The sequence below is a fragment of the Methanomicrobia archaeon genome (assembly GCA_011049045.1).
In the GTDB taxonomy this organism is placed as follows: domain Archaea; phylum Halobacteriota; class Syntropharchaeia; order Alkanophagales; family Methanospirareceae; genus JACGMN01.
Map to the genome: position 1 here is coordinate 1 of DSCO01000011.1, position 17,590 is coordinate 17,590.

At 56.3% G+C, this 17,590-nt stretch carries 11 protein-coding genes and 1 pseudogene; 9 read left to right on the forward strand and 3 right to left on the reverse strand.

Annotated features, from left to right (window positions below):
* The first annotated feature begins 492 nt into the window (after nt 1–492).
* The gene (locus ENN68_01005) at nt 493–1,116 is read left to right on the forward strand and encodes a hypothetical protein (protein ID HDS44674.1); all 624 of its coding nucleotides are present in this window, start codon (nt 493–495) and stop codon (nt 1,114–1,116) included.
* A 198-nt stretch (nt 1,117–1,314) separates the two neighbouring features.
* Here the strand turns inward: ENN68_01005 and ENN68_01010 are convergent, their stop codons facing one another.
* A complete protein-coding gene (locus ENN68_01010; GenBank protein ID HDS44675.1) occupies nt 1,315–2,463 on the reverse strand; it encodes an aminopeptidase P family protein in 1,149 nt (382 codons plus the stop codon).
* Nucleotides 2,464–2,619: 156 nt separating this feature from the next.
* Between ENN68_01010 and ENN68_01015 the strand changes: the two genes are divergently transcribed.
* From ENN68_01015 to ENN68_01025, 3 genes are all read left to right on the forward strand, one after another.
* Complete coding sequence (locus ENN68_01015) at nt 2,620–3,828, forward strand: DUF2117 domain-containing protein (protein HDS44676.1); 1,209 nt, start codon at nt 2,620–2,622, stop codon at nt 3,826–3,828.
* Nucleotides 3,829–3,883: 55 nt separating this feature from the next.
* Nucleotides 3,884–4,297, forward strand: coding sequence for a CBS domain-containing protein (locus ENN68_01020; GenBank protein ID HDS44677.1), 414 nt, complete (start codon nt 3,884–3,886; stop codon nt 4,295–4,297).
* A gap of 186 nt (nt 4,298–4,483) precedes the next feature.
* On the forward strand, nt 4,484–4,876 hold the full coding sequence (locus tag ENN68_01025) for a CBS domain-containing protein (protein ID HDS44678.1): 393 nt from the start codon (nt 4,484–4,486) through the stop codon (nt 4,874–4,876).
* Nucleotides 4,877–4,908: 32 nt separating this feature from the next.
* Here ENN68_01025 and ENN68_01030 read toward each other — a convergent pair whose 3' ends face one another.
* Complete coding sequence (locus tag ENN68_01030; protein HDS44679.1) at nt 4,909–5,262, reverse strand: hypothetical protein; 354 nt, start codon at nt 5,260–5,262, stop codon at nt 4,909–4,911.
* Between the two features lie 50 nt (nt 5,263–5,312).
* Between ENN68_01030 and ENN68_01035 the strand changes: the two genes are divergently transcribed.
* The 3 genes and pseudogenes from ENN68_01035 to ENN68_01045 all read left to right on the forward strand — a co-directional run bounded on the left by ENN68_01035 (nt 5,313) and on the right by ENN68_01045 (nt 8,737).
* Nucleotides 5,313–6,314 (forward strand): adenylosuccinate synthetase, encoded by a 1,002-nt coding sequence (locus tag ENN68_01035; protein ID HDS44680.1) that lies wholly within the window; start codon nt 5,313–5,315, stop codon nt 6,312–6,314.
* 236 nt (nt 6,315–6,550) lie between these two features.
* Nucleotides 6,551–7,757, forward strand: a pseudogene (locus ENN68_01040) (ISL3 family transposase).
* Between the two features lie 263 nt (nt 7,758–8,020).
* Nucleotides 8,021–8,737 carry a hypothetical protein gene (locus ENN68_01045; GenBank protein HDS44681.1) on the forward strand — a complete coding sequence of 239 codons (717 nt, stop codon included), beginning with the start codon at nt 8,021–8,023 and terminating at the stop codon, nt 8,735–8,737.
* A 192-nt stretch (nt 8,738–8,929) separates the two neighbouring features.
* Here ENN68_01045 and ENN68_01050 read toward each other — a convergent pair whose 3' ends face one another.
* Complete coding sequence (locus ENN68_01050) at nt 8,930–15,265, reverse strand: hypothetical protein (GenBank protein HDS44682.1); 6,336 nt, start codon at nt 15,263–15,265, stop codon at nt 8,930–8,932.
* Nucleotides 15,266–15,450: 185 nt separating this feature from the next.
* On the opposite strand from ENN68_01050, the gene ENN68_01055 reads away from it, so the two are divergent.
* On the forward strand, nt 15,451–16,431 hold the full coding sequence (locus tag ENN68_01055) for a diaminopimelate dehydrogenase (protein HDS44683.1): 981 nt from the start codon (nt 15,451–15,453) through the stop codon (nt 16,429–16,431).
* A 14-nt stretch (nt 16,432–16,445) separates the two neighbouring features.
* Nucleotides 16,446–17,429 (forward strand): hypothetical protein, encoded by a 984-nt coding sequence (locus ENN68_01060; protein ID HDS44684.1) that lies wholly within the window; start codon nt 16,446–16,448, stop codon nt 17,427–17,429.
* The last annotated feature ends 161 nt before the right edge of the window (nt 17,430–17,590 follow it).

The window sequence follows — 17,590 nt, forward strand, 5'->3', positions numbered from 1 at the left end:
GTTTCTCTTTCGGTAGTCCGGGCAATCAGGATTCAAACACATCTGGTCTTTGAATTTGCTCCTGCCCTGGAGTAAATTATTAGATCAGGCGTATATAAAAGTCACGGTTTGGCGGACATTACGGTTTTACGGCATATTGATATCTGTAGGCCCCTGTGGGCGACTAATAACGTGAAAGAAGTTTATCAGCGTTTTCGTGTCCTGCTCACTGCAGCTTAAGTGCGGGTATCCAATCGTCGTGCAGCTTGCCGGTGGTTGCTGTCCACGAACTCCGAACAGGTTACTACGCCACCAGTTGTGTTGAAGACCTTATCGTGTATGATCAGTGGGTACGAGCCGGTGTGGATAGTGTAGTTGCAGGTCTCGTTGGCGTAAAGGGCGGGATGCACCTGTCAGAGTACAGGAAGGAATACCCAGCTGGTCCCGGTCGCGGACGCTCTGCCCGTCCCTATATGAAGCAGGAAGATAATTGATTACGTAACAAAGAGATAGATGATAACCGTCGAGTTCGTCATATATGGCGGTGTGCATCAGGATACGCAGATCAATGCCGCACGGGAATTCGTTAACGCTCATATGGCGACCGAGGTGACGTCTACCGTGACGTATCTCGGCGAGACGCCCGCACTCACGGACTACGGTACGTGCTCGTTTCTGCGTCCGGAAAACCTACCAGAATCGGATATTGCGTTACTCAATCCGAGGTTGCCGTGCGCGTACATCTTCATGTGGCAGACGCCCGGAGTGGATGTCTGCTGGGGCGGCGGTAATTACGGGTTAGCGATCAATGGCCGGCCGTTCGACTCGATACCGTATAACGTTTGGTGGTGGAACACGGCATCCGAGTGGGGGCACAAGCTGACCTCGGCGGCGGCGATCATCATACACGAATTACACCACACCTTCGAGAGCATCCTCCACGACATTCTCGGCTATCCGCTAGCCATGAGCCGCTCAGAACACATCTACGGGACCACCGTACCGCACATGGATCACCTGTCAGACTTCGATTTCACGGACCACTACGAATGGTCAGCATGGGCATACCATGAAATCAGCCCTGAGATGTGCACAGCCATCGAATCATTCTGCGGCGCCATCCCGCCACACCACTAGTTGAGTTGAGAAAGGTAAGCAGCGAGCTAGAGGCCGTTACGGTTTCGTGCACGCTCCGCTCATGGTCGTCATGAATAATACGCCAGAACCTATCCAACCAGTAGTGGTTACGAAACGTGAAAAAGCGGTAACGGCCGGAAGGGTGGTTTTTCAGGTTCACCCGTCGCTCCCCGCTCCACCTATCTTCCGGGAGTCAGCTCAGAGCACGAGCTGTTTCGCGAACGTTGTCAGGTTCCTACAGCCGCTCTCATGCACGAGCACCAGATCCTCGAGTCGAACGCCCCCGACGTCAGGCTCGTACAAGCCCGGCTCGATGGCGATCACATTCCCTTGCTGCAGAACGTACTCGTTATCACTAACGCTGGGGTTTTCGTGCACATTGAGCCCGACACCATGCCCGGTAGAATGAATAAACCCACGTTTAGCTCCTGTTCGGATCGTGCCATACCCCCGGGCCTCGAAGAGCTCGCAAACGGTGAAATGAACGTCTCGACAGGAAACGCCCGCCGTGACGCGTGCCAGTGCAGCGTTCTGTGCCGCCAGCACCGCGTCGTACATCGCTCTGATCTCCGGGTCAGGCTCGCCGTAGACGACCGTTCTCGTCATATCGGCGAAATAGCGTTCAGTCTTCAAGCGCGGGAAAATATCAATGATGATCGGTTCATCAGGTAGGAGCGGCCCGCGACCGGAATAGTGAGGATCCGAAGCCTGTTTTCCGCACGATACGATCGGCAGGTCGCCGTTGGAACTGCAGCCTGCGTCGATCAGCGCGTGCTCGATGATCGCCCTGACCCGTTCCGCAGTAAGCACCGCGCCGTTATACCACAAGACGCGGTCCTTCCCGACCCTGGCCTGTTTGATGATCGCAAGCGCCTGAGCCAGCGCAAATTCGCACGCTTGTTGCGCTTTTATGATGTACTGCACTTCCTGATCTGTTTTGATCTCGCGCTGCTTCGTTATCGGAATCTCTTCCTGAGGAACCACGTCTATCCCGTTCGTCCGCAGCGTCTCGGCGGTACCGAGATAGAACGTTCTGGGTACCGCCGCGGCCGTCACACCCTCGTCTCTGAGGAGCTTTATGAGGACCTCATCCCATTTGAGATTCGTGCCGTAGTCGAGCGAAGACCGGACGTCGTGCACGCGGGACTCTTTTCGCGCACGCTCATACTCCATTTGAGAGACAACGAGCAGCTCTTTTTGGTCCTGGCCCTGCGGCACGGCGAGATAGATGAAAGGGTCGCCCGCTAGAAAGCGCGTGGCATAGTACATATCCGCATTCCGCAGGCTCTCACTGAGCATGAGTAGCGGCTTCTGCACTTCGTCCCGATGCGCCGATTCACGGGCCATTGCTCTCGGTTGTGGTTTATCCGTGCAGGATATAAATAATCACCCGGGAGAAGCCCGCAGGCACGTGATTTCGTCGAGCGTCCGCGTTGCACCGTGAAATTGGATCGCGGAGCTAAGCTTTTTGTAAAACAAACCGAGAGGTATGTGTATATAACCATGACGCGCCTCGGATTGCTCGTGCACGGACCAGAAGCAGTAGATGAAGGCGAGGTGGAGCGAGCATTTGTGACCTTGCAAGGTCATGGCTTTGAGCTTGAAGCGGCACTGGGCGGGATCTCCGGTAAAACGGCGGTCATTGACGCGGGATTACAGCATATGATCGATATCACCAAGGATATGCGCCCCTCGGAGGTGCTGGGCGATTTCCTGAGTCACGGCATCGACTTCGTCATACTGGTCAATCATGCGAAGACCGATGAGAGCGGCCTCAGGCTCGGCGAAGGCATCCTGGGTAATTTCGTGCGCACCGGGGGGCGGCCCGAAGAGCTCTCCTTCGTGCAACTGGAATACTGTAACCGGCGTTGCATACGGTGGCTGCTCAAGCCAGGGGATGATGCCCTGTACGGTGAGCTGCGTGAGCTCTTCAGTGAGTTCACCGAGCTCGTGCCCCCGAAGCGGGAATCGCGCTGCAGGAGGTCGGCCGGCCTCGTCTACCGTGAGATACGGGGTGTGGAGCCCGGTGAGAAGATCGTGCTCAACGGTGTTATCATCGGGACGGTCTCGCGCGACTGTCGCGATAGCTGCGTAACGCTGATTGCGAAAGAGGGCCGAGTGGTGGGGCTCGAAGGGGGCGTGCTGATCGAGCACAATCTTGCGAAGTTACCGCCGGTGGATCTGGAAGATGAGCTGATAAAATCTGCGTTCGTGATCAGGCGTACAGCGCCGAAGCAGGTGGAATGCGCGGGTACGTTCGGCACGGGAAAGCGAAAGAAGAAAGCGTGCTTCCTCTGCACGGTTGAGAAGCTGTTTCCGAAGCTCGAGGATGCGGATGCGACTGTTGAGATCGTGGTTACAGTCGGTGACGATACGACGAGCATCGCCGGTGATATTTTGAAGCGTTTTGGTGTTCGCTTGATTGGACTCACGGATGGCGATGCGGACGGTCTGATCACGGGCATCGAGCGCGGCGATCTGGAGGAGTACACCAAATTTCTTCCGGAGGGCTCGATGATCATCCGCTTGCAGTCGGAGACTGACGACGTGATCGGCGAGCAGGTGAAGTCGGCGATTTTTAACGGTCGCGACGAGCTCGAGCTGCAGGGCGACGTTGACCAGCAGTTCGAGGTAATGAAACGGCGGATACTGGAACTCGCAGGAGATAAACTCGTTGGCGTATTGTCTTCGGAGTCCCGCGATGCCGAGTAATAAGCGAAACATATATGGGGGGTCATCGCTTAGTATGATGTAGGGGGGAGGAAAAATGGCAGTTGAGATGTTAGAGGTTGGAGACGTGATGACCCCAAACGTCATTACAGAAGATGAAGAGGCATCGGCCACCAAACTCTCGAAGGAGATGGAGCTTGGGAATATCGGGAGCATTGTGATAACCAAAGCGGGCAAGCCTGTTGGCATTGTCACCGATCGTGATATAGCGCTCAAGGTCTGTGCCCGGAAACGGAATCCGTCGGAGGTACGAGCGCGCGAGATCATGTCCTCGCCGCTGATCACCATTGAGCGGGACGCGTCCTTGGAGCATGCGTGCGAGCTGATCGCGGCAAAGGGTGTGCGCAGGTTACCAGTGATTGATGGTGAAGAACTCGTCGGGATTGTGAGCGTGCGGAATATACTGACCCGAAGTCCAACCTACGTGCATAAACTATATCCCTCGGAATGAGGGCGGAAGGCTGCGCGGCTCAGCGACGTGGATCGGATCCACTCGGATCGGATTGGCCGGGATCATCGGCGCCCGTCGCGAGGTGGTGGCGTGCTGATCTCTGCGCCCGCAGGTACGTGAGCCAGGAAGGAGCAGTCCTCCTTTTTAGGTGGAGAGCTATAATTGTAAGAGGGGTGAGCAAGAAGTATGAACGTTCGGGATATAATGAGCCGTCCGGTAATCACGGAAGATGAAGAGACCCTTGTCACGAAGATAGCGGAGGATATGGTGGAGTTGGGTATCGGGAGTGTCGTGATCACCAGTGCGGGAAAACCGGTGGGGATCATTACGGAACGAGATATCGCGTTGAAGGCGTTGCTGAAGAATAAGCGAGCAAGCGAGGTGAAAGCGAAGGAGATCATGTCGTCTCCGCTGACGACCATCGAGCCGGATCTCTCGGTCGAGGAGGCCTGCAAGCTCGCAGCCAAGCGGCGGATAAAACGCCTGCCGGTGGTTGAGAATGATCGCGTGGTTGGAATCGTGAGTATTCGGGATCTCTTAACGCGGAAACCGGAATACGTGCGTGAATTCTACTTCTAATCGCACGCGCCTAACTAACTGGCCCGTCTTGATCAGAGCAGTCCCTGTTCCTGCAGTGTTCCGGTGCTCTGTGCGCACGCCGTGGTCGCGTTCGTCACGGCACTGCCCAGCATCGCCTGAGCATTCACGAAGTCGCCGCGCTCGACCATCTGCTGTACCAGCTTGAGCTTCTCAGCCACCGCTCTGAAGTCCTCACGATCCGAGACCCGAAGGGCCAGCGCGTTCTCCATAGCCAGCGCATCGAGGAATGTGCGGAGCACCTTCTTCGCACCCTCTAATTCTGGCCCTTTCAACGCCTCCACCACAGGGAACAAATGCCCGCCAAGGAGCAGCATGGCCTTTACCCGCTCCGCAAACTGGTAAGTCATTATCTCATCATTCGTCATGAAACGTCACTCTAGAAACCTTTTTGTTTCACAGTATTAAAGGGATAGGCATGCCAGCAACAATTTTAGTCGGTGGTTTTTTTGGTGATGAGGGTAAAGGGAAGATCATCTCGTATCTTGCCACGCATGACCAGCCGGAGATCGTTGCCCGTGGTGGCGTCGGGCCCAATGCGGGGCATACAGTCATTGTAAAAGGTAAACGATACGCATTACGGATGACACCGTCGGGATTCGTGCAGGAGAGCGCGCGGATTCTTATCGGTGCCGGCGTCCTGGTAGATCCGCGCGTGCTCCTGGAAGAGATCGAGACGTTGAAGATACGGGACCGTGTCGGCGTGGATCGGCGGTGTGGAATCATCGAGCTGGAGCACATCGACGCGGACCGGAGCGACGCGCACCTGAAGGGCACCATCGGCTCAACAGGGACCGGCTGCGGGCCCGCGAATGTCGCCCGCGTCTCCCGCAAGGGCAGACTGGCGAAGGACGTCCCGGAGCTGCAGGCGTTCCTGACCGACGTGCCGCTTGAGGTGAATACCGCGCTCGATGCGGGCAGAGGCGTGCTGATCGAGGGCACACAGGGCTTTGGCATCTCGTTGCTCTACGGCACCTACCCGTTCGTTACCTCGAAGGACACGAGCGCATCACAGATGGCCGCGGATGTTGGCATCGGCCCCACCCGTGTGGATGATGTGGTCATTGTTTTCAAGTCGTTCCCGACACGGGTAGGTGAAGGGCCGTTCGAGACGCAGATGAGCGAAGAGCGAGCGGCCGAATTGCAGATAGAGGAGTACGGCACGGTAACGCACCGCAAGCGCCGTATCGGTGCATGGGACGGCAAGATGGCACGATACTCCGCGATGATCAACGGCGCGACCATGGTGGCTCTGACCGGGGTTGACAAGCTGGATCCAGCGGTGAAGGGCGCGACGGAGCGCGACGAGCTGAGTGCTAAAGTGAATGAGTTCGTCGCTCTGGTGGAAAAGGACGTTGGCGTGCCCGTGAAATTGATCTCGACCGGTCCGGAGCTCTCGGAGATCGTGGATCTACGGTAGCCAGAGAACCGAACGCCGCTCTTCAAGCGGCGGCCGCACGAGGGTACCGCAAGCTATTTACAGGTTTGCGCACAACCACCTGTTCGTTCGTTGCCTCAGCTTAAGCAGGTAGCAGCTATGTCGCTCAAACCAGCCCCGGGCTATTCGCTTTTGTTGCGATTGTTTTGGTTCTTCTCCAAGTTTAGGAACGAACAGAGGAGTTAAAACTTCAGCGAGACAAGTTATTTTGAGAAAAAATGCCTCGAATGAAGCTCTCTCCCCTGTTCAGAAACCTCTTTAATTTCTGTGGTTTTAAGCTTTGCGGTCTCAGTGAAGACAAGCACCGAGTGACGCTGGTTTTGGATCGTACACGTAAGACTGCCGATTGCCCCATCTGTGGCAAGCGCTCGGCTTCCATTGAGGATACCTATACTCGACAGATCAGAGACCTCGATCTCGGTCCGAAGCGGTGCTTCCTCAGCTTCACTGAACGGAAGATCCGGTGCCGCTGTGGTTATCGATCGCGGCGTTGAGCAGCTGGACTTCGTGGACAAGTACAGCCCCTACGCCAAGCGCTTCGAGGACTATGTGAGCGTGCTCTGCGAGAAGATGACCCTCAACGATGCCGCTTCGGTCGCTGCGATCAACTGGAAGGCCGCGAAACGGATTGACCAGAAGTATCTGAGCCGACTGGTGACGGGACTTGAGGCTCTGAATCCAGAGAAATTCGGTATCGACGAGATCGCCTACGAGAAAGGGCACCGTTATCTCACGGTAGTCCGCGATCTGGATATCGGACGGGTCTTCTGGGTCGGCGAGACGCGAAAGAAAGAAGCACTGGATACCTTCTTTGCTGAACTCGGCGCGGATAAGTGCGCAAACATCCGGGTCTGCGTCATCGACATGTGGGATCCTTATATCGCCTCGATTCGTGAGAACACGAATGCTGAGATCGTCTATGACTTGTTCCACGTTGCTCAGAAGATTACTGATGCCGTCGACACCGTACGCAAACAGGAATTCGAGAAAGCCGACGCAGCAACGCGAAAGAAGTTCAAGAAGAAACGGTTCCTGATCCTGAAGCGCAGGAAGAAGTTGGATGAGGAAAAGCAGGAGACGCTGAAGACCCTAATGGCGGAGAATGAACGCTTGTACCAGGCGTATCTGCTGAAAGAGCAGGCGCTGGACATCTTCGATGAACGAGACGAAACAACTGCGCTGCAGCGATTAGAGCGCTGGTTCGCGAACGTTAAGGTCGCGGGACTTGCACCTTTTGACGCGGTCGTCAAGACCATCACGCCTCACCTCGACGGCATCCTGAAGTACTTCAAATACCGGCTCACCAACGCGGCTAACGAAGCATTCAACACCAAGATCAACATCATCAAACGGCGAGCGTACGGGTTCCACGACCTCGAATATTTCAAGCTGAAGATCCTTCAAGCATGTGGGAGGTTATCCTAAAACGGGAGAAGTGCCGTTGTTTTTTATCGGATTTTGCTTCGTGCTTTTGCTTTCGCACGCGCAGGCCGTTGAGCTGTTCGCCGGCGGGAACATATTGCTGGATTCCGCTATAGAGGAGAGGATGACGTCTTTGCCACGGGCGATTCGCTTATCGTAAATGCACCGGTGGAGAGCGTGGTCTTTGCGGGTGGTGAGTTCGTGGTCAACGCGCCGGTGAGCGGCGACATCCTTGCTGCTGGTGGCCGCATCACGTCAACGCAGCAGTGGGCGGCAAGATCGTGGCCGCCGGCGGTGAGATCGCGCTGAACGGCACCGTGAAGAATCTCGTGGCTGCCGGGGGCGAGATCAGCATTCAGCTAGATGCGGTGATCACGGGCCAGCGGATTTCCAACGCGGGCACAGTCTCCCGTAACTTAACCGTACGTGCCGGCGCATTTGAAAATACAGGAAGCGCCGGCCGGGTCGATTATCAGAAAACGGCGGGGCTGGATGCACTACGTGGCGTGATGCGTATTTTCCGCGTCCTCATGATGCTCGGCTTCCTCATACTCGGCGTTATTCTGCTGAAACTCTTTCCCACGCTATTCTTCAGTGTGGAGGCGAAAGTGCGGAATTCACCGCTAAGGAACACCGCGGTCGGCGTTGCGCTCATCATCGTCTCGACGGTGATGATCTTCGTGCTAACGATAACGATCGTCGGGTTACCCCTGGCTGCGGTCATGGGCATGCTCTTCGTCATCGCCCTGATGCTCGCGAGTATTTTCGTCTACTTCGCGCTCGGCAGGGCGGTCTGCGATGCGCTCACGGTCAAGCCCAGCGATCTGCTCAGCTTTGTTTGTGGCTTCGTTCTGCTCGCGCTGCTCTTCCATATTCCGGTGGCGGGCATGTTCATCGGGTTTGGAGCGCTCAGTCTGGGCTTTGGCTCGATCCTCTATGCCGTCCGGAATAACTTGCAGCGTCTCACCGCGCCGACAACGTAGCTCGATAGCGAGTCGCCGGCGATCGATCGAGCGTGGAATTCCCTGTATAGGGGCGTGCTGCTTCACCGAGCTGTTCGTCTTACTGGCACGGTGTTCAGCCCGGAAACGCGGGGCGGTGCCATGATGGGTACTTGGTGACTCACGATTGAATTTGCAGGTGACCAGTGACGACTTTAGCAGATTTCCGTACCGTTACGCTCTTCTTCTCGTTTTACGGGCTGCCATCGTGAGTACAACGGCGAACCCCAGAGCAAAGAGCAAGAGCAGAATCTCAAAGCCCGGCTCTTTCGGCGTTGGCGTTCTCGTTGGCGATGGCATCGGTCCGGGCGTTGGTGTCGGTGTAGCAGGCGCGGGTGTCGTCGTTGGTACCGGTGATGCCGGCGCTGGTTCGGGCGTAAGCGTTACAACCGGTTTGCCGGGGTAGTCATCAGGATCGCCCGGATCAGTTCCTGCGAGCAGCTCCTCAATGTCCGTGTACCCATCGCCATCGGAATCGCGCGGAGCGCCACCACCGCGTCGGGGCGCCCCTTCACTCACGATGCTGTAGAGGCAGAAATGCGAGACATTCGCCCAGACATAGCCCTCGTAGCTCTTCCCGTACAGCTCTACGTTCGTCGTGTTCACGCCCGTCTCGAAGACCCAGCTCGTATCGTTCGTCAGTTTCGTCCACCGGCCCGTGTTTTCGTCGTACGCATACAACCGCAGGGTGCTCTCGTTGATATCCCGGGAGTCATTTGCCAGGCCGTCACCCGTTCGATCCAGGTCGGCCGCAGTGTAATACATAAATATCCACGCGAGTTTAACGTTTTCAGCCGTTTTATTCTGGATATTCTCGCTCACGTTGATCTCCAGGTAGCGGCCCACCGGGGTATCGTAATATGCCATCCCCGTAGCAGGCGTCAGAGCGACCGGCGTGGTGGCTCCGGTGTAGCGGCTCAGCTTCACGCGCGGTATCACCGCTTCATCGAGCGCGATCCAGACGAGTGCATCGGTCTCCTTCAGCACATTCTCCGAATCGACACGTAACACATCGCGGGGCGTTGGCCATGCGATCTCAACCGAGCCGGGCAGAACCGTCTCCCGCAAACTCTTCAGCATCATCAGCGCGCGCCAGTGGTCTGAGGGGTAAGGCAGTGAGAGCATCACGACTGTCTGCGTGCTGTTCCAGACGCCGTACTTAATAGCAAACCGGTCGTACTCCGAGTCGAGCATCCGGGCGAGCGTCTCGTTGTCGTCTGCCAGCACAGTACGGGTGATATTGCCGACCGTTCCGTTTCCTGCATCCGGCCTGCCCACGAGCACGATGTACGGCACAGCGGAATAATTAGCGAGCAGCTCGTCCGCGGTAACGGTGGTGACAGTGGTGTAAAGCGCGAGGTTATCAGCGAACGCATCTCTTTCTGTGGCCGGATCACCTGCGAGAATGACCTGCTCGACGTGGGCGGCGTATGAATCAGGGTCTTCAGAATCGATGATACCATCGTAATCGGTATCTTCGTGGAGGGGGTTGGTGCCCAGTTCCAGTTCTATCCCGTCCCAGAGCCCGTCCTGGTCCGTATCATTGCAGAGCGGGTCTGTCTTCCACCTGAGCTCCTCACCGTCTTCGAGGAGATCGAGATCGGTGTCGGTGAGCAAGGGATCGGTACCGAGTACATGCACTTCGTACCCATCGAGCAGCCCATCACCATCTGTATCGGGATTCCGGGGATCGGTGCCCAACGCATATTCACGGTTATCGAAGAGCGTGTCACCATCGGTATCAGGATTGTTCGGATCTGAGCCGAAAGCGAATTCTTCTGCATCCGTGAGCCCATCACCATCGGTATCAGGATTGTTCGGATCTGAGCCGAAAGCGAATTCTTCTGCATCCGTGAGCCCATCACCATCGGTATCCACAACGTTCGGATCGCTGCCAAAGGTGATTTCCGTACCGTCATCGAGCCCGTCACCATCGGTATCGTACGAGAGCAAGTCGCAGCCCCAGAAGAGCTCGACGAGATCCGTGAGCCCATCACCATCAGTATCCTCAGCCCGGGGGTGCGAGGAATTCACGAACCAGTTCCACTCCTCGAGATCCGTGAGCCCATCACCATCGGTGTCCGCACGTCTGGGGTCGCTGGTGACGCGGATCGTGTGGGTGCCATTGGCATCCGTGAAGGTCACGTCCCACCCGATCGCTTCATTGAGGTCAATGATGCCGTCACCATCGATATCCGGTCCCTCAGTGACCCACTGGGCACTCGCATTCTCGGTGGTGATAATAACGCCGATCACCTCCCGTTCTGCTTCAGGCATGATCTCATGGAGATGGTGCCACTTCCAGAGGCAGCGCACCTGATAGACCCCTTCAGTGCTCGGGGCATTAAAGGCGAGGGTGGCAGAACCTTCAGTTCTGTTGTTGATCGCCGGCGTGCCGTTATAAATGGTCCCGTTCAGGCTCGAATTGTCCATAGTGATCTCGATCGAGCATTTCGCAGGTGCTCTGGTCACCGGATCGTTCAGGCCAATGAGCCGGTACTCGATGGTCGCGTTTAGCGTCGCATTGGGCAGTACTCTACTGCTGCTGCCCGTTCCATCAATATCCACATTTTTTATAGAGCCGTAGCGGGGGATGAGTGTCTCATCCGCATCAAGCAGACCGTCGCCGTCAGTATCCCGGGACCGCGGGTTGAGCCGTTTCATGAACTCTTCGAGATCGCCGAGCCCATCGCCATCGGTGTCGGGGTTCAGGGGATCAGACCACACCTGCGCGGTGAATTCACGGCCATGATAGGTAAAGTCGACCTGCCAGCCGATATGCTCCTCGTAGTCGCTCAGGCCGTCCCCATCAGTGTCCTCATTGAGCGGATCGGTGCCCAATCGAAGTTCGAGGTAGTCATTCAGCCCATCGCCATCACTATCCGCTTTGGTGGGGCGTGTCCCGTAATCGACTTCGAATTTATCCGAGAGCCCGTCACTATCAGTATCAAATCGCCACGGGTTCGTGCCGCTGGCGCGCTCATCGCTGTTGAACAGCTCGTCTCCGTCGTGATCGAGCGATGAAATCTGACGCCAGTAGAGGAAATCGGAAATCGTCTGAGGCAGCACATCGAAGTAGAGCGTGGCCGAGTCGCTCTTGCTCGTACCAGCTTTACTCTTCGTGCTGCAATGCCAGCCAAAGAACCACCAGCATTCCTCGTAATAGACCCGGTAACTGGAAGAGAGCCATACGGTAAGCGGGAAATTGATCATGCTCAGGGGATGTACCCACAGACCGGTTTCGTACTCCCGTACTTTTTCGGGTATAGTATAACAATAATCAAAAATCGGAAGACAAATCTCTTGATAGTGGTAGGTCCAATCAGGCGGATATTTATTACTGGTGCCGTTCCCGGTTACGGAACCCGAGGGAACGGAAAATCCATACGAAGGAGTAATATAGCTATTATCAACAAGATGCCCCGGATAACCCCAGGCCTTCCCTACTATACGGCTCTTGAATTCGATACGGTCTCCCGTGGTCAAGCTGTTATCATCATAGTCGTCGATATTCAACGTGGTCTCTTTCATCTCAAGTTCGACCGTGGTCAGCTCACTAATATCATAAAAGAGGCTGATGAACCATTCCACGAATTTGCTAAATCCAACGCCAAAGATCTCCAGAATGAAGTCGATGACCGCGATAATGGCGACGATGACCCAGCCCACCGGCCCTGAGGCAAGCATGCCGATCAGGAAGAGCGCCACCGCAAATGCGATCACCATCGTGGAGTAAAAACTCGCGTACCAGATCTCGAAATCCGATCGGGCACGGGCGGCGAGAAAGTAAATTAAGTAGCCAAGTGCGAGACCAACATCAATAATCAATCCGATAATCGCCACCACCTTTGCTACTCGCCCGACCTTCCCCACCCAGCCGATCTTACAGTGTGAGATACTTTTCCAGTTGCTTTTGAGCAGTTTCCAGCGCCCGATATTGAGCGCTTTTGCCAGAACGGTGGGTTTCATATTGAAGGTACGAATCACGGCGTAGATCGGTAATATGGACGCGGCGATCAGTTCAATCCCGCCGATGCCGTAGGTTCCAATTGCGTCTAGTACCGCGCTCTTTCCCAGGGTATCAAAGGAAGTATCGGCGGAACCAATTCTGATCACGGTCGATTCACCGGCGTCCCAGGCGAGTATGAGGCCCATCATCGTCGCGAGGGTATCGTCATCCAGCCCCTTTGCCTGACCCCATACCTGTATCTCGGTCAACACCGCATCGATCTCAAGCGATTCGTTCGTGCTCGTGTTGTACCAGGACATCTTCATCGTCTTCGTCGTGACCACGGGCACAGCGCTCAGATCTACTGTGTACGTATCGCCCGTGATATACGCGCCCGCGAGGACCAGATCGTCCAGAGTTCTACTCGTGAACCGGTCTTCGAGTGCGATAATCAGGGGTAGATTCATCTCATCGGGCAGCGAATCAAGCGCATCGGGTGTCATATTACCGGTCAATTCCGCCAGCCCCGCATCCTGATGCGAGAACGCACGGGTATCCGACGCTACGGTCACGTTGTTCGCCATGAGCAGAGCCGGCATGTCCGCAACGTGTGTCGTGGTATTCCTGAGGAACTCGTAGGCCATGACAAAATCGGCCGCCAGGGTTCGGTCTATCTCGTCGCTGTAGAACACGCCAACTTCAGAACCGTAGTTCTCCTCAACGCTAAACCCGGTGAGCATGAAGTCCTCTTTGTACCGGGCGAGTATCGTTGGTTCTGACACCAGTTCCTCTAATTCGATCAGGTCAAAATAGACCGGATCTGCAGAGTCTGCATTGAGCCTATCCCGGTAAAGAGTATCGCCGCATCCAACACACACGTACTTACCATTATGCGCTTTCAACGCTACCGTGCCATTTGTGCGTTCCAGTATGAAAGTTTCCTTTTCGCTTATGGTGCCACGATTGGCAACGAGTGGGTTCCATTCCCAGTGCATCAGTTTGATATGATCAACGCTGACGTACTGTCCGTCCTGAACTTTCAAGCCCACCTTGTTCTCCGCGACATAGATGAGCTCAAAGACCCCCTGCCCGGTCATCATACCGGGCTGAACATAGAGTTCCCTGTTGCCACTGTCCTTTGCACGGACGTACTTGCCATCAGGCGTTTTCAACGCGATCTTTTCAGCTGCACTGTCCGTTTGGGCAGTCACCGTCCAGACCAGTTGTGCGTCTACAGAAAGGTTGAGCGGTGAAGCGGCGGGTAAGAACATCCGACCGATCAGCGCGACTGGATTCCCGTATTCACGCGTGGGGGAAAGCGGGATGTACGCTTTGTTAAAGTTGATCATGATATGGTACTCGGCCACCAGTGACTGGTTGGGGAGGGGGTTCTCAACGGGCTCGAGTTTCCAGAGCTGGTTATCATGACTCCAGAAGTCAGCTTGATAGACGTTAGCGGCAAAGACGCTGGCGTTGTCAGTGCTCTTGACCGCCTCCAGGCACTTACCACTGTGTTTGGCGCTGATTTTAAAGAGGTTATTACCAACAGCCTCGAGTTTCCAGAGCTGGTTATCCTGGCCGCTGCAGCTCGCCTGCTGGACGCTGGCGCCATCGTCGAGACTCGCGTTAACGACCCCCAGGCACTTGCCGCTATGGTCTGCACTGATCCGGTAATAGCCGTTGCTTACCTGTTTGAGCCGCCAGAGCTGGTGAGTTGCAGTGGTACAATTAGCCAGGTGGACGCTGGCGCCATTGTCGAGACTCGCATTAAGGACCTCCAGGCACTTATCACTGTGGTTCGCGGTAATGGTGCAGGTCACGGGGATGGTGAGCTCGAGCATGGGCGTGATGTGCACATCTTCCCGGGAGTAGTCCGTATCCTTCATCGCGCCTTCCCAATCGGGCGGCCAGTCCCAGGTCTGCAGGGTCTGCCGCAGGTGGTCGGGATTCTCGGGTCGCAGCTGGAAGTCAACATATGTAGGGTTCCCGTTCGTTTTGATATCAAAATGGAATCTCTCATGCGTGGTGGATCTGGAGAACGGCGAGAGGTCTAACGCATCTGGCACGCCATCGCCATCGTTATCAAAATCCCAGGCGTTCGGAAAGCCATCGCCATCGAGATCAAGCGAGGAGACGTTGGTCACCTCGAAGTAATCCGGCAGCTCGTCGTCATTTGAATCGGGCTTCAAGGGGTCGAGGCCGTTCCGCACCTCGTACAAATCATCCAGGCCGTCAAAATCGGAGTCGGGATTGGCAGGATCAGTGCCGAGCACCCATTCCACCGAATCGTAGAGGCCGTCACCGTCCGTGTCGGTCGTATCACCGGCTGCTGCGGCTGCGGCCATCAGCGCATCCACATCCAGGCCGCTATCCCGCTGATTCACCGCCGCGCGCATCTGCGCGAGCACGGTCAGCGCGGAAGCGGTAACGGGTGAAATGCAGGACGGCTCAGGAGCTGAAAAGGACGGTAGACGCTCAGGTTGCGCGGTGAGGGGCTGAACAGCAGCCGCTACGAGGAGAATGGTTGCGAAGATCGCGAAGCGGTAAGTTGATTTCGGCATAACTCGACTCGACGTTTTCCCGGCGCCGAGCCTCTTTTATTAAGGAACTGCAAGTGCGTGGCGCCTATTTAAAGCTGCCGGTGCCTGGACGCTCCTGTAGCTGTAAATCAGTGCCGTGACTCAGACGCGCCACTTATATAAACGACTGGAGCGTACCTTCAATGCAAGGAGCGAGCGAACGAACGATGGAGCGCATCACTATAGCTATTGCAGGCTATGGCAATGTCGGCCGTGGCGTGGAGCAATCGCTGAAGCTGAATGCGGATACCGAACTGGTCGCGATCTTCACGCGGCGGCCTGAGCGCGTTCGCGAGCAGGTACCGAACGTGTCAGTGCTGCAGCTCGATGAGCCGGTGCCTGCGGATCTGAAAATAGACGTGGTGATCCTGTGTGGCGGCTCGAAGGACGATATCCCGGTCCAGGGCCCGCTGTTCGCCAAACGGTTCACAACGGTTGACAGTTTTGATACGCACGCGGCGATCCCGCGCTATTACGCGGAGATGGATAGGGTGGCGAAGGCGCACGGGCATGTCGCGGTCATCTCCACCGGCTGGGATCCCGGTATCTTCTCGATGCTGCGGGTGCTCGGCGATGCGTTCCTGCCACAGGGTACGCAGTATACCTTCTGGGGCAAGGGCGTGAGCCAGGGACATTCAGACGCCGCTCGGCAGGTAAAAGGCGTCGTTGACGCGCGAGCTTACACGATCCCGATCGAGGACGCGCTCAAGCGTGTGCGCTGTGGTGAGACGCCGGAATTCACGAAGCGCGAGATGCACAAGCGTGTGGTCTTCGTGGTTGCCGAGCCGAACGCGGATGCTGAGCGTATTCGCGCGGAGATAACCTCGATGCCACAGTACTTTGACGAGTACGAGACCGAAGTGATCTTCGTGACTCGAGAAGCGATGCGGAAGAAGCATGCGCGGCTCCCGCACGGCGGGTTCGTCTTCGCCACCGGGACAACGGGCGAGGGCAACCAGCACGTGCTCGAGTACCGGACACAGCTGGAGAGCAATCCCGAGTTCACCGCGAATGTACTGGTCGCCTGCGCGCGTGCCGCTTACCGGTTGCAGCAGGAGGGGCGTACAGGCGCGTTTACGCTGCTGGACATCCCACCGTGCTATTTGAGCCAGCATTCTGCAGAGACGCTACGTAAGGAGTTCATGTAGATGGGTGAAGCATCATGGCTGAGGATGGGGATACCCAGCAGCAGGTAGCCGCGGTAACGGCTGAATGGGAGTCCGCATTTCAGGAGCTCCAGACGTACCTAGAGCCAGAAGCGTACGCAGGGTACCGGATCGTGTATGAGCCGAACGTCTGGTATCAGAATAGAAACCCGGCGCTCATCTTCCCGGAGGCGCACGAGATGCGGTTCTCAACGCCGAATCACCGGGTGCCGTTCGATTATTATCCCACGGAGCTGGCGAAGCTCGGCATCCTGGCACACAACTTCGCGTATCTCGCTGACATCGAGGAGTTTTATCCCAACAATTTCGTGGGGTTCCTGAGGGAGCAGCAGCGGTACATCATGCCGCTCCAGCGTGCGAACCTGCGTGCCGCGCAGTACGTGCCCGATGCGATCATCGAGGTGACCCGTCAGGGCGTGCGGAGCTTCGTACAGGCGGTGGGCTCGGCTGCGGCCTTTGGTGTTCATGAAGAGCCGCTGGTGCTGCTCGAGACGCTCGGGGTACTGGGCATGCCGCGTCGCGATGACGTGCTCAAATTCTTCAAGGAGCTCTATGACGCGGCCCCAAGAGCGTTTAAGGCCTTCATGGCCACACCGTTCCTCTTCTCGTTCGCCGGGCTGGCGACCGTGCCCGTGCTAAATGCGGAACCCGGATACGGGATCAGGGATCGGAAGCTGTTGCATCATGCAAAAGCGCTCATAGGCGCGTACGCATCCGGAAACTGGAGTTATGAAGCGGTTAACGCGGAACTTGAACGGGTAGGGTACACCACAACCGTCGTGGACAGCGGGTACAGTCCTGAGAAGTCGGTGCATCTCAACTGGGTGCGGCTCGATCCCGCGCTGGAGCGGGTACAGCGCACCATTACCGAATACGAGCGTAAAGCGGAGCAGTCTGAGTACTGCTGCTATGCGGATATGGTGACCGCACTGAAGCGAATTTACGAGCAGGAGCAGACCGTGCGACAGGCGTACGAGTAAGTAGCATAATTGCTGAGTGGGGTGAACTTGCCGAAGCAGTGAATAGCTAATCCAGTATCTGCTTGCAGCTCATGACGACGGACCTGCGAGTAAGAAAGAAGCTTCTTCCGCTTTGTCTTCAGGAATCCAGTTCATTCTTTTTTTTTCTTAGCCCTATTAAA

What these genes read in the sequence shown, in the direction of transcription:
- ENN68_01030 (HDS44679.1), bottom strand. Translation starts at nt 5,262, where the DNA reads ATGACGAATGATGAGATAATGACTTACCAGTTTGCGGAGCGGGTAAAG.
- ENN68_01050 (HDS44682.1), bottom strand. Translation starts at nt 15,265, where the DNA reads ATGCCGAAATCAACTTACCGCTTCGCGATCTTCGCAACCATTCTCCTC.
- ENN68_01015 (HDS44676.1), top strand. Translation starts at nt 2,620, where the DNA reads ATGACGCGCCTCGGATTGCTCGTGCACGGACCAGAAGCAGTAGATGAA.
- ENN68_01060 (HDS44684.1), top strand. Translation starts at nt 16,446, where the DNA reads ATGGCTGAGGATGGGGATACCCAGCAGCAGGTAGCCGCGGTAACGGCT.
- ENN68_01020 (HDS44677.1), top strand. Translation starts at nt 3,884, where the DNA reads ATGGCAGTTGAGATGTTAGAGGTTGGAGACGTGATGACCCCAAACGTC.
- ENN68_01055 (HDS44683.1), top strand. Translation starts at nt 15,451, where the DNA reads ATGGAGCGCATCACTATAGCTATTGCAGGCTATGGCAATGTCGGCCGT.
- ENN68_01010 (HDS44675.1), bottom strand. Translation starts at nt 2,463, where the DNA reads ATGGCCCGTGAATCGGCGCATCGGGACGAAGTGCAGAAGCCGCTACTC.
- ENN68_01025 (HDS44678.1), top strand. Translation starts at nt 4,484, where the DNA reads ATGAACGTTCGGGATATAATGAGCCGTCCGGTAATCACGGAAGATGAA.
- ENN68_01035 (HDS44680.1), top strand. Translation starts at nt 5,313, where the DNA reads ATGCCAGCAACAATTTTAGTCGGTGGTTTTTTTGGTGATGAGGGTAAA.
- ENN68_01005 (HDS44674.1), top strand. Translation starts at nt 493, where the DNA reads ATGATAACCGTCGAGTTCGTCATATATGGCGGTGTGCATCAGGATACG.